General features: G+C 64.1%; 12 protein-coding genes and 1 pseudogene. 7 read left to right on the top strand and 6 right to left on the bottom strand.

Features of this window, described 5'->3' with window-relative positions; genetic code table 11:
• The first annotated feature begins 96 nt into the window (after nucleotides 1–96).
• The gene (locus tag BLV41_RS01860) at nucleotides 97–675 is read left to right on the top strand and encodes a GtrA family protein (protein ID WP_074710059.1); all 579 of its coding nucleotides are present in this window, start codon (nucleotides 97–99) and stop codon (nucleotides 673–675) included.
• Here the strand turns inward: BLV41_RS01860 and BLV41_RS01855 are convergent.
• The 6 genes from BLV41_RS01855 to BLV41_RS01830 form a co-directional block, all read right to left on the bottom strand.
• Nucleotides 672–965 (bottom strand): DUF1540 domain-containing protein, encoded by a 294-nt coding sequence (locus tag BLV41_RS01855; RefSeq protein ID WP_044571537.1) that lies wholly within the window; start codon nucleotides 963–965, stop codon nucleotides 672–674. The genes BLV41_RS01860 and BLV41_RS01855 overlap by 4 nt on opposite strands.
• 95 nt (nucleotides 966–1,060) lie before the next feature.
• On the bottom strand, nucleotides 1,061–2,242 hold the full coding sequence (locus BLV41_RS01850; RefSeq protein WP_074710057.1) for a cysteine desulfurase family protein: 1,182 nt from the start codon (nucleotides 2,240–2,242) through the stop codon (nucleotides 1,061–1,063).
• Nucleotides 2,239–3,171 (bottom strand): carboxylating nicotinate-nucleotide diphosphorylase, encoded by a 933-nt coding sequence (gene nadC, locus BLV41_RS01845; RefSeq protein ID WP_083360544.1) that lies wholly within the window; start codon nucleotides 3,169–3,171, stop codon nucleotides 2,239–2,241. Before nadC ends, BLV41_RS01850 begins: the two co-directional genes overlap by 4 nt.
• On the bottom strand, nucleotides 3,168–4,943 hold the full coding sequence (nadB, locus tag BLV41_RS01840) for an L-aspartate oxidase (protein ID WP_074710054.1): 1,776 nt from the start codon (nucleotides 4,941–4,943) through the stop codon (nucleotides 3,168–3,170). The genes nadC and nadB overlap by 4 nt, the downstream gene beginning before the upstream one ends.
• The gene (nadA, locus tag BLV41_RS01835; protein ID WP_074710051.1) at nucleotides 4,940–6,283 is read right to left on the bottom strand and encodes a quinolinate synthase NadA; all 1,344 of its coding nucleotides are present in this window, start codon (nucleotides 6,281–6,283) and stop codon (nucleotides 4,940–4,942) included. The genes nadB and nadA overlap by 4 nt, the downstream gene beginning before the upstream one ends.
• 49 nt (nucleotides 6,284–6,332) lie before the next feature.
• Nucleotides 6,333–7,061 carry an NUDIX hydrolase gene (locus tag BLV41_RS01830; RefSeq protein ID WP_074710048.1) on the bottom strand — a complete coding sequence of 243 codons (729 nt, stop codon included), beginning with the start codon at nucleotides 7,059–7,061 and terminating at the stop codon, nucleotides 6,333–6,335.
• 185 nt (nucleotides 7,062–7,246) lie between these two features.
• On the opposite strand from BLV41_RS01830, the gene BLV41_RS01825 reads away from it, so the two are divergent.
• The 6 genes and pseudogenes from BLV41_RS01825 (at nucleotide 7,247) to BLV41_RS01800 (ending at nucleotide 13,720) form a co-directional block, all read left to right on the top strand.
• The gene (locus tag BLV41_RS01825) at nucleotides 7,247–8,146 is read left to right on the top strand and encodes a siderophore-interacting protein (RefSeq protein WP_074710045.1); all 900 of its coding nucleotides are present in this window, start codon (nucleotides 7,247–7,249) and stop codon (nucleotides 8,144–8,146) included.
• Between the two features lie 119 nt (nucleotides 8,147–8,265).
• Nucleotides 8,266–9,216, top strand: coding sequence for an ABC transporter substrate-binding protein (locus tag BLV41_RS01820; protein WP_074710042.1), 951 nt, complete (start codon nucleotides 8,266–8,268; stop codon nucleotides 9,214–9,216).
• A gap of 7 nt (nucleotides 9,217–9,223) precedes the next feature.
• Nucleotides 9,224–10,264: a FecCD family ABC transporter permease gene (locus BLV41_RS01815; RefSeq protein ID WP_139244178.1), complete on the top strand. Its 1,041-nt coding sequence runs from the start codon at nucleotides 9,224–9,226 to the stop codon at nucleotides 10,262–10,264.
• Nucleotides 10,261–11,340 (top strand): FecCD family ABC transporter permease, encoded by a 1,080-nt coding sequence (locus tag BLV41_RS01810; protein WP_074710039.1) that lies wholly within the window; start codon nucleotides 10,261–10,263, stop codon nucleotides 11,338–11,340. The genes BLV41_RS01815 and BLV41_RS01810 overlap by 4 nt, the downstream gene beginning before the upstream one ends.
• Nucleotides 11,341–11,368: 28 nt before the next feature.
• A pseudogene (locus BLV41_RS01805) lies at nucleotides 11,369–12,192 on the top strand (ABC transporter ATP-binding protein).
• Nucleotides 12,193–12,325: 133 nt separating this feature from the next.
• Nucleotides 12,326–13,720 carry an amino acid permease gene (locus BLV41_RS01800; protein WP_074710036.1) on the top strand — a complete coding sequence of 465 codons (1,395 nt, stop codon included), beginning with the start codon at nucleotides 12,326–12,328 and terminating at the stop codon, nucleotides 13,718–13,720.
• Nucleotides 13,721–13,814 lie beyond the last annotated feature (94 nt).

The raw sequence follows: 13,814 nt of genomic DNA, 5'->3' as shown, positions 1-13,814 counted from the left end.
GCCGGCGGCAGCAACGGAATTGCGCCGTCGGCTCATGGCAAGCTCCCATGCCTCGCATTGGGAGTTGCCACGTTTAGCTGGCAGGATTGGTCTCCTATGGCAACAGCAGCACCCCCAGATTCAGCCCCCGTGAACCCCGCTCCCCCAGATGCGGACCGCGGGGTCTTTGCTGCACCCCTGGCTTGGTTGCGAAAGAAACCAGCGCTCCTGGCTCAGTTGCGCGGGTTCGCCCGAGTCGCAGTGATCTGCACCATCATCTCGATGACAATTTTTACGGCGCTTCGCCCCACGATGGGCACTCAGTGGGCCAACACAATTTCACTCGTGCTCTGCTCGGTCCTGAACACCGATTTGAACCGCCGCATGAGTTTTGGGCTGCGCACCCGTCACTTGTGGTGGCGAGACCAGCGCCGCGGGCTCGGAGTTATGTTCCTGGCCTTGGTCATGACGGCAGGAAGCCTCTGGGTGCTCCATAGGGTTTCTCCGGGAGCTTCGATTGCTGTTGAGCTGGCGGTCATCGTGCTGGGCAACGTGGCCTCAGCCGTGACTCGTTTTGTCTTGTTGCGCTACTGGGTTTTCCGGCGGGTCCGCCACGGCGCAGGCGCAAAAAACGCTGGAGCCCAAACACCAGCAGGCGCCGCCGCAACAAGTGACGGCGCCCCAGTACTTCCCTAGGTGGTGTGCTCGTAGGTGAGGCAGTCCGCGTTGTCCGCGCCTGGCCCAACCCGGACCGAGGGGGCCCCGCACATGAGGTTCTCGTTATGCGAGCATTCCGAGCGCTGGCAGGCACCCACGGAAGCCAGGACCTTGGGCAATCCGCCGTGCACACCGGTGTCGATGAAGGTGGCGCACTGGGCGTGATCGGCGTTTCCGCCGATCGTAATGCCGGCGGCGCCGCAATGGGTGTGATCGTTGAATGAGCAGTTGGAAACAGCACATTCTGTGACTGGAACGGTGACGGTCATGGCGTTCTCCCTTGCGTTGTGTCCAGCCCCTACGACCGGATTTCCTTCAGCGTACGCCCAAATGCCGCTACCCAATTAGTACAAATTTTTGGGATCTATTTCCCGCCCAGCCGCAACATTCTGGCCACAGCGGCAGTGAGTTCATCGCCGGCCGCGGTGAGCTGCGCTTCGCTGACATCAGCAGGGAAACTAAATCTCAATGCGGTTTGTGCCACGCCGCGCTCAACTCCCATGGCGCTGAGCACGGCGGACGGTTCATCCGAACCTGCCGCACACGCGGACCCCGAGGAGCAGACGATGTCACGGCGTTCCAGCTCCAGCAGCACGGATTCACCACTGGTTCCAGGGAAACAAAAGGAAGCCACATTGGGCAGCCGCTGCGTCCTGTGGCCCGTCAGCACGGCCGAGCCGATGGTGCTCAGGACATGCTCAATGAAGCTTTCACGCAAAGCTGTGACGCGTTCGACGGCGGCTGCCCTGCCTGCCTCCTGCAGGCCCATGGCTGTGGCCAGGGCGACGGCGAACGCCACGTTTTCGGTGCCCGAGCGGGCCCCTCGTTCTTGTCCACCACCGTGGATCAGCGGCTCGTAGAGAATGCCGGAACGCACATACAGGAGCCCAACGCCCTTGGGCGCACCAATCTTATGGCCGGAAACGCTCAAGGCGTCCACGCCAAGCTCGCGCACATCGAGCGAGAGCCACCCTGCGGCCTGGACGGCGTCGGCATGGAGCGGAACACCGGCTGCGGTGGCGATCCGGGCCAGGGCCGGGAGGTCCTGAACCGTGCCCACCTCGTTGTTGGCGTACATGATGGACGCCACTGCCACGCCGTGAGCATGCCCCGAGACAGCATCCGCACCCACCATCGCAGCAAATATCGCTGGATCAACCAGCCCCGCCGCATCTACGGGTACAACGTCCACCTCGAAGCCGTGGACGCGGCGTAAAAACTCCGCCGATTCAACCACTGCGGGATGCTCCACAGCACTGATCAACACCCGGTTCAGCGTTGGATCAGCCGCCCGCCGTGCCAGGGCTATCCCCTTGAGCGCCAGGTTGTCAGCTTCGGTGCCGCCGGAGGTAAATACCAGTTCTTCGGGGTGAACAGCCAGGACGGCTGCGCATTTTTCCCTGGCATTTTCCAGCGCGGTCGCGGCCAGTTCGCCAAGTTCGTGGTGACTGGAGGGGTTGCCGAACTGGTTGGTCAGGAAGGGGAACATGGCCTCGATGACTTCCCTGCGCACCGGGGTGGTGGCGGCCGCGTCGAGGAAGATCACAATGGGTGGCTCAGCTCAATATCGAGCCCCAGGTCGAGGGCACGGACGCTGTGGGTCAGGGCGCCAACCGAAATAATGTCAACACCGGTCTGGGCGATGCCAGCAATGGTCTGCAGATTCACGTTGCCGCTCGCTTCAACCAGCGCGCGGCCGTTCACCAGGGCAACACCTGCAACCAGCTCTTCGTTGGTGAAGTTGTCCAACATGATGGTGTCCACTCCCGCGGCCAGTACAGGTTCGATCTGCGCCAGGGAATCCACCTCAACCTCAAAGTGGACGGTGTGGGGCAGCTGCGCCCGCACGCCTGCGAGCGCTGCCGTCAATTTGGCCGGGTCCCCGCCGGTCAGTACGGCCAGGTGGTTGTCCTTGGCCAGAACGGCGTCCGAGAGCGAGAAGCGGTGGTTGTGCCCGCCGCCGCACCGCACCGCGTACCGTTCCAGGATGCGCAGCCCGGGCGTGGTCTTTCGGGTATCGGTGACCCGGGCCCCCGTTCCTGCAACCTGCGCTGCGTAGAGCGCCGTCTGGGTGGCAATCGCGCTCATGCGTTGGGTGAGGTTCAGGGCGATGCGTTCGGCCGTGAGAACTGCACGCGCCAGGCCCGTGACGCTCATGATTGTCTCGCCAGCGGCGAAGGTGGCGCCGTCGGCAATGAACTGTGCAACGTGCGACGCGGGGTCCTGCATCTTCATGGCGGCCTCAAACACGGCCCCGCCGGAAAAGGTCCCGGGCTCGCGCGCTACAAGCAGGGCCGTTGCGGTGGCCGTTGCGGGAATCAGCACGTGCGAAGTCACGTCTCCATAGGGAGCGTCCTCCGCAAAGGCGCGACGCAGAACCTCCGCAATGGCCTCTTCCGGCAGGGTGGGCGGCTGCAGAGTGGCCGTGGGCAGCTTCTTTGCGGCATCGTTGAGGGCAGGTGCGACGGCGTTCATACTTTTTCGCTTTCACGCTGGGTTGGGGCGGCGGCCACGGAGGAGACGGTGGCCATGGACTGGGGCTCGGCGTTCGGATTGATCCAAAACCTCGACTCCCGGGCATCGGCAGCCGCGGGTCCTTGGGGACAATCGCGACGGAAGTGCGCGCCAACGGAATTTTCACGGGCCAAGGCTGCGTGAACCAGCAAGCTGGCCACGAGTTCGAGGTTCTGGTCTTCGGCGTCTTGCTGCCGAATCGGCTGGAACGCAGACACGCCTGCGTCCTGGGTGGATGAGGCAGGTCTTTCTGATTTCAGCTGATGGCCGGCTAGCGCTTCCGCGGCCATCTGCAGTCCAGCCGCGTCACGCACCACTCCGGCGCTGGTGCCCATGAGGTGGCGCAGTGCTTGGCGTGACATGGATGACTGTGTGCCTGGTACCCCGGGCAAGCTGCGCGGCGAAAGGTCCGGCTCCGGCCAGTGGGCGGACTCCCCCGAGGTCACCGCGTCCACGAATGCCCTGACGGCACGTCGACTGAACACCAACCCCTCCAACAGGGAGTTGGATGCAAGGCGGTTTGCGCCGTGGACTCCTGTGCAGGCAACTTCCCCTGCAGCAAACAGTCCCGGCACGGTTGTTCTGCCGTGCAGATCGGTAGCCACGCCGCCCATCCAGTAGTGGGCGGCCGGAGTCATCGGGAGCCATTCGCTGGTCCAGTCGAATCCGAGGGCGGCGGTAACCGCATCGATCGTGGGGAATCGCTTGGCCAGGTACCCGGCACCGTGGGACGTCTCGACGCCGGTTGCGTCGAGGTAAACACAGGCCGCAGAGTCAGCGCTATCCGCAACCGCGCTTGTTGCTGCCAGGTGCGCGGCAATACTGCGCGAGACCACGTCTCGCGGGGCCAGATCACCGTCGCGGTGGTAGCGCGGCATGAAGCGGTCACCGGCAGCATCGCGCAAGACGGCACCGGCACCGCGCACGGCCTCGGAGATGAGGAAGTTGCCACCAACGGCCAGCGCCGTGGGGTGGAACTGGAAGTACTCCATGTCCCCCACTGCTGCGCCAGCGCGCCAGGCGAGGGCAACGCCGTCGCCCGTGGCAACAGCCGGGTTGGTGGTGAACTCAAAGAGTTGCCCGGCACCTCCCGAGGCGAGCAAAACGGCGTCGGCCGCCAGCATCTGGCGTTCCCCTCGTGAGTCAAGGTATGCCACCCCGGCGATTGAGGCCCGCGGCGGGGCTCCGGCGTCGCCCGTGAATTGGCTGTCCGAGGCAACAGCAGATGCGAGCAGCTCGGTGACGAAGCAGCCTTCCATGACCGTGATCAGGCCAAGTTCAGCGGCGTCACGCACCGCGGCGATCAGGCCGTCGGCAATCACGGCACCCGTGGCGTCACCGCCGGCATGCAGGATCCGCGCCGCCGAGTGCGCTCCCTCAAGACCGAGGGCACGTTTGCCGCTGGCGGTGTCCCGATCAAAGGCGACGCCGAAGCGTTCCAGGGCGGCGATATCGGAGGCTGCCTCAGTGCATAGGACGCGCACGGCGGCTGGATCGCACTGACCGGCACCTGCCGTAAGGGTATCGGCGATGTGCGCTTCCACGGTGTCTCCGGGAGCCGCATCCTGCGGACCGAGAACGGCGCAGATGCCACCCTGGGCGTGATGGGTGTTGCTCTGGGCCAGTGCACCCTTGGTCATGAGAGTCACGCGCATGCCGGATTCCGCGGCCAACAGGGCACCGTAGAGCCCTGCAATACCGCTGCCCACAACAATCAGGTGAGAGTTGCTCATGCCCGTGCTGAGCCCTGCAACTGGGCGTTCTTGGGCTTGGCAGCCAACATCCGTTCCAGGGCAATGCGGGCGTTGACGGCCGTGGCCTCCGGGACGGTGATCTGGTTGTACACCTCACCAGCCACGAGTCCCTCCAGAATCCAGGCGAGGTAGCCGGGGTGAATTCGGTACATCGTTGAGCAAGGGCAGATCACCGGGTCAAGGCAGAAGATGGTGTGCTGCGGGTACTGCGCGGCCAGCCTGTTGACCATGTTGATCTCGGTGCCGATCGCAAAGGTGGTGCCGTCCGGGGCGCCCTGGATGGCTTTGAGAATGTAGTCGGTGGAGCCAGCCTCGTCCGCGGCGTCAACCACTTCCATGGGGCACTCGGGGTGCACTATCACGCGGACGCCCGGGAAGTCCACGCGCGCCTGGTCGATCTGCTTGACAGTGAAGCGCTTGTGGACCGAGCAGAATCCCTGCCACAGCACCACCTTGGCGTTTTCCATGGTGTCCTGGCTGTTGCCGCCCAGGGGCATGCGCGGGTTCCACAGGGGCATCTGCTCCAGCGGCACGCCCATGGCCTTGGCCGTGTTGCGGCCCAGGTGCTGGTCGGGGAAGAACAGCACGCGCTGCCCGCGCTCAAACGCCCATTCGAGAACCGTGGAAGCATTGGAGGACGTGCACACGATGCCGCCGTGCTCGCCGCAGAACGCCTTGAGCGCAGCGGAGGAGTTCATGTACGTGACGGGAATGACCGGGACCCGGCCCTCGGCGTCGGGCTCGGTGCCGTACAGGGCCTCCAGCTCAGCCCAGCACGCCTCCACCGAGGGCAGATCGGCCATGTCAGCCATGGAACAACCCGCGGCCAGGTTGGGCAGGATCACTGACTGCTTGTCACCGGAAAGCATGTCAGCGGTTTCGGCCATGAAGTGCACCCCGCAGAAGACAATGGCCTCCGCCTCGGTGCGGGTCCTTGCTGCGTTGGCCAGCTGGAAGGAATCCCCCACAAAGTCGGCAAACTTGACCACTTCATCCCGCTGGTAAAAATGCCCAAGCACGACGACGCGTTCCCCAAGTTCCGCTTTTGCGGCGAGAATGCGCGACTCAAGTTCAGCGTCCGAGGCGTCCTTGTACTCCTGCGGCAACTGGCCCTGCACGGGCGTGGCCGCCGGGGCAACGTCAGCATCAGAGGCTCCCGGTCCATAACCGGGGGCACCGGCAAGGGCCTCGGCCAGATCGAACTCCCAGGGCCCCTTGGCCAGATCGTCATCGCAGCTTTCCTGCACGCGGCCGGGTACCCCGATGGCCTGTGCCTGATCGCGGGTGATGAGCTGGATGGTGGTGTTCACGGATGACATGCTGTGCTCCAAAGTGTGAGGCAGTTTCATGGTGGGTTTGCGGAACGGGCTAGAGGCGGGAGTGCGGCGAACCGGGCTGGTCGCCGGCGCGCTCGCCGGTATAGCGATAAAGGCGTGGCGGGCGGTGCTTGCCGCCCTGAAGGAATTTATCGGTGGCTTCGATATGGGCCGTTTGCTTGAGCTGGCGGCGGAAGTTGGCCGGGTCAATACTGCGATTGAGCACCGCCTCATAAACCTCGCGCACTTGGGCCAGGGTGAACGTTTCGCCAAGCAGGTGGTAGGCGATCGATCCATACGTCATCTTGTTGCGCAGACGCCACAGGGCGTAGTCAACGATCTCGTTGTGATCGAAGGCCAGGGTCTGCAGACCATCGGCGCGGAACCACTTTACGTTTTCCGTTTCCTGCGCCAGATCGGCTTGTGTGGACCGCACGAGCGCCCAGTAGCCGATCGAGACAACGCGCTGGCTCGGCGAACGGTGCAAGCCACCGAACGCGTACAGCTGTTCCAAGTAGTTGGGCGCCAGCCCCGTGGTGTCCTGCAGGTTCCTGGCCGCGGCGTCCAAAAGGGAGTCGGCCTGAGCCAGGGGACCGCCGGGCAGCGCCCACAGATCCTTGAACGGTTCGCGAATGCGGCGCACCAGCGGCAGCCACAGCGTGGGCCGGCCACTCATTTCACTGGGGCGCAGGGCAAAGATGACAGTGGAGATGGCCAGCGCGGGTGGCAGTGCCTGCCGCTCGCTGATGTTGGCAGCGCTGACGAATGTTTGGCTCTCCATGGCCACCACCTTCTCCCACTGACTAAAGTTAAAGCCTGAATTAGTTAAAGTCACTTTGACTAAAACTAATTCTACGCCCGCTCCCCCCTTCTGAACAAATATCTCGCAACACATCCTCTCGACTGGTGAATGCCACAGCCAGTGGCCGATACCCGCCAGCGGACAACACACTAGGCTGGCTAGCGATGGAAACAACCACACCCACACCCTCCCCACCCACGGACCCGACCACCGAGCGGACCACAGAGCCGTATAGGCTTTTTCACACGACCGTCCGCGCTGCGGAGCGAATTTCCCCCGGATTCGTGCGGGTGACACTGGAAAATGACCAACTACGGCACTTTGCCCCGTACGGCCTGGATCAACGCATCAAACTCGTATTGCCCGATGCGCAGGGGCACTATGCGGATTTCTGGAAGGTTCGGGAAATCTCACCCGCAACCCGAACCTGGCAACAACTTCGCAACGCCTTGCCCGAGGCAAAGCGCAACCTGATGCGCACCTACACCCCCCGCGCCGTCCGCCCGGAGCTTGGCCAGCTCGATGTGGACTTCGTCCTGCACCAGGATCCAGGGCCGGCCAGCTCCTGGGCCATGCACGCCAAGCCCGGCCACGAACTGGTCATTTCCGGGCCGGACGCACGGGCCGGGAATCGAATCCAGGGCATCCAGTGGCAACCCGGCAAGGCGAGCCACCTCTTGTTGCTTGGGGACGAAACCGCATTCCCGGCCATGCGGAACATCGTGGCCGCCCAGGCACCGGGCACTCAGCTCCAAGCCTTTCTCGAGGTGGCTGAAATGGCGGACAATCTCGCTTGGCCTAAACCAAGCGCGCCGGGATTGACCTCGGTGCGGGCTCGGAACGAATCGCCCTACGGCAGCCAGCTGCGCTCACTGGCCATGACCTGGGCCAAAAACTCCGGCGCCGCGGCCGCCCGCCGAGGTGATGACTTTTTTGCCTGGATCGCCGCAGAGGCCGCCCTCGCGGCCGAGCTCCGCCACCTCTTGGTTCGGGAGTGCGGGATTGCCTCTTCGCGCGTTCATTTTCAGGGCTATTGGAACGCCGGCCCCCGGAGGACACAATAGTGCCCAGGCAATTAGCTTAGGATAGTCTTACCTTATTAGCGGCGCCGTCATTGTGGCTGGGGCAACAGTGGCCGCCCGCGATGCACAATCACCGTCCCACCATTTTCGAAGGACTCCCCATGCCCACCAGCACAACCCGCTCACACAGCGCTGCCCGCCTGCGCGTGATCGCCGCTACGGCCCTCATTGCCCTCGGCCTTGCGTCCTGTGGCACGGGCCAGTCCGCGCCGGCGTCGTCCTCATCAACTTCGGCAACCCACAACGTTGAACACGCACGCGGAACGGCAGCCGTGCCTGGCGCACCCAAGCGCGTTGTCGTCCTGGAGCCGGTCCAGCTGGACACCGCCGTGGCGTTGGGCGTTACCCCGGTTGGCGCAGCCGTGGCAAGCAATGTCAAGGGTGTCCCGGCCTACCTGGGCGAGGCAGCCGCTGCCATTGAATCTGTGGGCACCGTGCCCGAACCCAGCCTGGAAAAGATCGCGGCATTGCATCCGGACCTGATCCTCGGCACGGAGTCACGCCACTCGGCCTTGTACAAGCAGCTCAGCGACATCGCCCCAACAGTCTTCATGGCCTCCCAGGCCGATCCTTGGCAGGACAACGTAGTCCTGGTCGGCAATGCCCTCAACCAAGAAGCCAAGGCCAAGGAGCTGTTGGGCACCTACAAAGACCGCTGCACCTCCATAGCTTCCAAATTCAAGGTCGACGGCGTCACGGCCCAGCTGGTCCGCCCACGCGATGAGAGCGTGCTGAGCCTGTACGGGCCCACCTCATTTGCAGGCAGCACGCTGGAATGCACGGGGCTGAGCATTCCTGACCGCGACTGGGAAAAGTCGATCTCCGTAGACATTTCCCCGGAACGAATTCTGGAAGCCAAGGCCGACTACGTCTTCGTCACCACCACTGACGTCAACGACCCGGGAACCATCCCCGCCCCAATACGGGACAACGCGGCATCGTTCCCCGAGGTCAAACTCGTTGATACGTCCTACTGGGTATCCGGCGTCGGCCCCCTGGGTGGCAACGCCGTCCTCGACGACATCGAACGCATCCTCCAGGATGCACAGTAACCCCAACATGGAATTAGCCACCGCCGACACAGCCGGCACCAGTTCCCCGCAGCCCACCAGGGCGCGCATCCTCGCGGTGCCCGTCCTGGTGGGCTTGCTGGCGCTCTCCGTGGTGCTGTCCCTGGCCCTGGGCGCCAATACCCTGGGTCTGGGCCGCATTGTTGAAACGCTCGCCGGCGGCGGCGACGCCGAGTCCCGCTATGTCCTGTGGGAGCTGCGGGTTCCCCGGACGGTTGCGGGTTTGTTCGTTGGCGCGGCACTGGGAGTTTCGGGGGCGCTGATCCAGGCGTTCACCCGCAATCCCCTGGCCGATCCTGGCATCCTGGGCGTCAATGCCGGGGCGGCGTTCTTCGTGGCCCTGGGTGTTGCCTTCCTGGGCATTACCTCGGTTTCCGGCTACGTCTGGCTGGCCTTTGCCGGCGCACTGCTCGTCACGGTTGCCGTCTACATCATCGGCTCCTCCGGCCGCGGCGCGGCCGACCCCATCCGGCTCACGTTGGCTGGTGTGGCGATCGCCGCAGTGTTGTCCGGAATCACCACCGGCATGACGCTGAGCAATCCGGAAGCCTTCGACCAAATGCGCAGCTGGAACGCCGGAACCCTCCTGGGCCGCGGCTTTGACATCCTGATGCCGGTGCTGCCTTTCATCGCCGTGGGCCTGCTGCTGGCGCTCGCCATCGCCCCGGGGCTGAACTCCATCGCCCTGGGCGAGGATGTGGCCCGGGCACAAGGCGTGAACGTGGTGCGGGTGCGGGTGGTGGTCATCATCGCCGGAACACTGCTGGCCGGATCCGCAACCGCCATCGCCGGGCCCATCTCCTTTGTCGGCCTGATGATCCCGCACGTTGTCCGCTGGCTGTTTGGCCCTGACCAGCGCATCATCATCGCCGCCTCCATCCTTCTAGCACCCACACTCTTGCTGCTCTCGGACATTCTGGGGCGGCTGCTGATACGGCCCGGCGAAATGCCTGTCGGGATTGTCACGGCATTCCTCGGCGCCCCCGTGTTGATCATTCTGGTGCGGCGCAGAAAGGCCAGCACGCTGTGACACCCTCGAAGGCCGCCACCGCGTCCACCCCTCCTGACGTCCAGTTCGGGTACCGCCGCCTAGTCCTTGGCAGCGATGGTTTCCACACGGTGCTGCACCTGCGAGCCGTGCTCGTGGCAGTCGGCTTCGCGCTGTTCATCATTGTCCTGGCCGCGGCCGCGCTCATGAACGGCGACTACGAACTGACCCTGGCCCAGGTCATCGCGGTCCTCAACGGCTCGGACGACGGCCTGGCCCGCACCGTGGTTCTGGACTGGCGGCTCCCGCGCATCCTCTCCGCAATCCTTTTGGGTGGCGCCCTGGCCGTCTCCGGAGCCATCTTCCAGACCTTGACACGCAACCCCCTCGCCAGCCCCGACATCGTGGGCCTGTCCCACGGCGCCTTCACGGGAATGCTGCTGACTGTGCTGGCGTTTGGCACCTCCTGGGCGCTCATGGCCACCGGAGCCGTGGCGGGCGGGGTGCTGGCGGCCCTGGCCATTTACATGATTTCCTACCGGGGCGGGATCCAAGGGTTCCGCTTCATCATTGTCGGCATTGCCATCTCGGCCATGCTGGCATCGGTAAACACCTGGATCCTGCTGCAAGTTGAGCTGGAAACAGCCATGTTTGCCTCGGCTTGGGGCGCCGGCACCCTCAATGCCGTGACACCGGAGCAGGTCAACGGAGCGGCGCTGGCCATCCTTGTTTTGTTCGTTGCCATCGCAACCCTTGCCCCGGCACTGCGGCAACTCGACCTCGGGGACGACGCCGCCGCTGCCCTGGGCCTCCGGCTGGGCAGGGTTCGCCTGTTTGCCATCTTGATCGGAGTGGGGCTCGTGTGCGTGGCAACCGCCGTCGCCGGACCCGTGGCCTTCGTGGCCCTTGCCGCTCCACAAATAGCGCAACGCGCAGCCCGCACACCCTATCTGCCGTTGGTGCTGTCGGCCCTGGCTGGCGGAGCCATCTTGCTGGGCTCGGACTTCATTGCCCAACACCTTTTGCCGCACCCGCTTCCCGTCGGTGTCGTCACCGTGGTGGTCGGCGGCGCCTATCTGGTCTGGGCCATCATTGCCGAGATTCGCAAGCGGGCATGAGCATCCCATGAAGCACAAAGGAAACACCATGACCCCTGAATCCACCCCGGCCGTCCAGCTGCCCGCCGACGCACGGCTGGCAGCAGAAGCAGTCACCCTCGGCTACGCCCAGCGGACAATTTCGGACAACCTCACCGTTCGCATCCCAGACGGCTCCTTCACCGTCATCGTTGGCCCGAATGCGTGCGGAAAATCCACCCTCCTGCGCGGGTTGTCCAACCTGCTGTCGCCCGCCGCGGGGCAGATCCTCCTGGACGGCAAGAAGATCGCCGACTACCCCTCCAAGCAGCTCGCCCGGGAGCTGGGGCTGCTGCCCCAATCCTCCATTGCACCAAGTGGCATTACCGTGGCAGATCTGGTGGCCCGCGGCCGGTATCCCTACCAAAACCTGGTTCGGCAATGGTCCAAGGCGGATGCCACCGCCGTCGCCGAAGCTCTCGCAGCGACCAACACCACCAGCCTGTCCACCCGCCTGGTCGAGGAGCTCTCGGGGGTCAGCGCCAACGCGTTTGGGTAGCCATGGCCCTCGCCCAACAGACCTCTGTTTTGCTCCTGGATGAACCCACCACATTCCTGGACATCGCCCATCAAATCGAATTGCTGGAACTCTTTCGTGCGCTCAACCAAGATGGTCGCACCCTCGTGGCGGTGCTGCACGATCTCAACCACGCGGCGAGGTACGCAACGCACATTATCGCCATGAAGGACGGGCAAGTCCTGGCCGAGGGCCATCCCCGGGAGATCATCACGGCAGAACTGGTCGAGCGGGTCTTTGACCTGCCAAATATCGTTATCGAGGACCCTGTGACCGGAAGCCCGCTGGTTATTCCCCTCGGCACCGCGGCGTCGTAGCCGGCATCGCAACCCCGCACCCAACTTTGGGCCACCGCGGGCCTTGGTGGATAATGCGTGTGGGGGAAGACGAAGTCACAGCACACCCCTCCGGGCTTACCCGGCCCGGATCACGAAGAAGGCATTCCCCTCCATGAGCTCCCTGCCACTAGCAGATACCAGCAAGCCACCGTCAACAAGTGGACTGGGGCATTCCCTCAAACAGCGACAACTGACCATGATGGGGCTTGGCAGCGCCATCGGGGCTGGGCTGTTTCTCGGTTCGGGGAAAGGCCTGGCCGTAGCCGGGCCCGCCGTCCTCATTTCCTACCTCGCCGCCGGCACCTTGATCATCCTGGTCATGTGGGCCCTGGGTGAAATGGCTGCCGCCAACCCCAATTCCGGAGCCTTCTCCGTCTATGCGCAAAAGGCCATGGGCCCCGTGGCCGGTTCCACGGTGGGCTGGCTGTGGTGGCTTCAGCTGGTGGTGGTCATTGCTGCCGAGGCACTCGGCGCCGCCGCACTGCTGGTGAGTGTTTGGCCTGTCATTCCCGTTTGGGCGTTGACGTTGATCTTCATGGTGGTGTTCACGGCGATCAACCTGACCAGCGTGAAGAATTACGGAGAATTTGAATTTTGGTTCGCCCTCCTGAAGGTCGGCGCAATTGTCTTGTTCCTCGTCTTTGGCGCGCTGCTCCTGCTGGGCTGGCTGCCCGGTGCGCAGTCACCGGGGCTGGGCAACCTTGTCAACAATGGCGGCTTTGCCCCGAATGGTTTGTCGGGAATTGCCACAGGGCTCTTTGTTGTGGTGTTTGCCTTCGGAGGAACCGAAATTGTGGCGGTGGCCGCTGCCGAGACCGCCGATCCCAAGCGGAGCGTTGCCATTGCCGTGCGCACCGTGGTCTGGCGCATCCTGGTGTTTTACATCGGCTCCATTTTTGTCATTGCCGCGGTGCTGCCCTGGACCTCTGCGGATCTCGAGTCTCCATTCGCGGCCGTGCTCAACGTCGCTGGCATCCAATGGGCAGGAACAGCGATCACCTTGGTAGCCGTAGCCGCGCTCCTCTCGGCCCTGAACGCCAATCTCTATGGCGCCTCACGCATGGTCTACTCCCTGGCAGAGCGGGGCGAGGCTCCCCGCGTCTTTTCCCGCACCACCTCGCGTCAGGTTCCCTTGGCTGCCGTGGCTGTATCGGTCAGCTTCGGCTTTGCCGCCGTGGTGCTGGAACTGCTGTTCCCCAATCAAGTCCTGGACGCCCTGCTGAATCTGGTGGGCTCCACGTGCCTGATTGTTTGGGGCATCGCCCTGGTCTCGCAGCTGATTCTGCGGCGCCGCGCCGACCGCGACGGCACGGTCCTGCCCCTTCGCATGAAGGCCTTTCCCGCGTTGACCATCTTCGGGCTGGTGCTGCTTGCCGCAATCTTCGCGGTGGGCTTCTTCGAAGAGGCCAGCCGGGGCCAGCTGTTCGGAACGTTCACGCTCGTGGCGGGCATCGCCGTCGTCTGCGCTCTGATCCAACGGCTGCAGCGCCGCCAAGGAACGCGCTAACTGGACACAGATTGCATCCGGTGATTAATGTGACTAACCTCTCAGGGGAATGGTGTGCTCAACGGCGCGCATGCCATTCACCGTCCACAAGGAG

The sequence above is a fragment of the Arthrobacter alpinus genome (genome assembly GCF_900105965.1).
Classification (GTDB): Bacteria; Actinomycetota; Actinomycetes; order Actinomycetales; family Micrococcaceae; genus Specibacter; species Specibacter alpinus.
The sequence above is the reverse complement of the archived record's forward strand: the minus strand, read 5'-3'. Positions and strand labels throughout refer to the sequence as shown.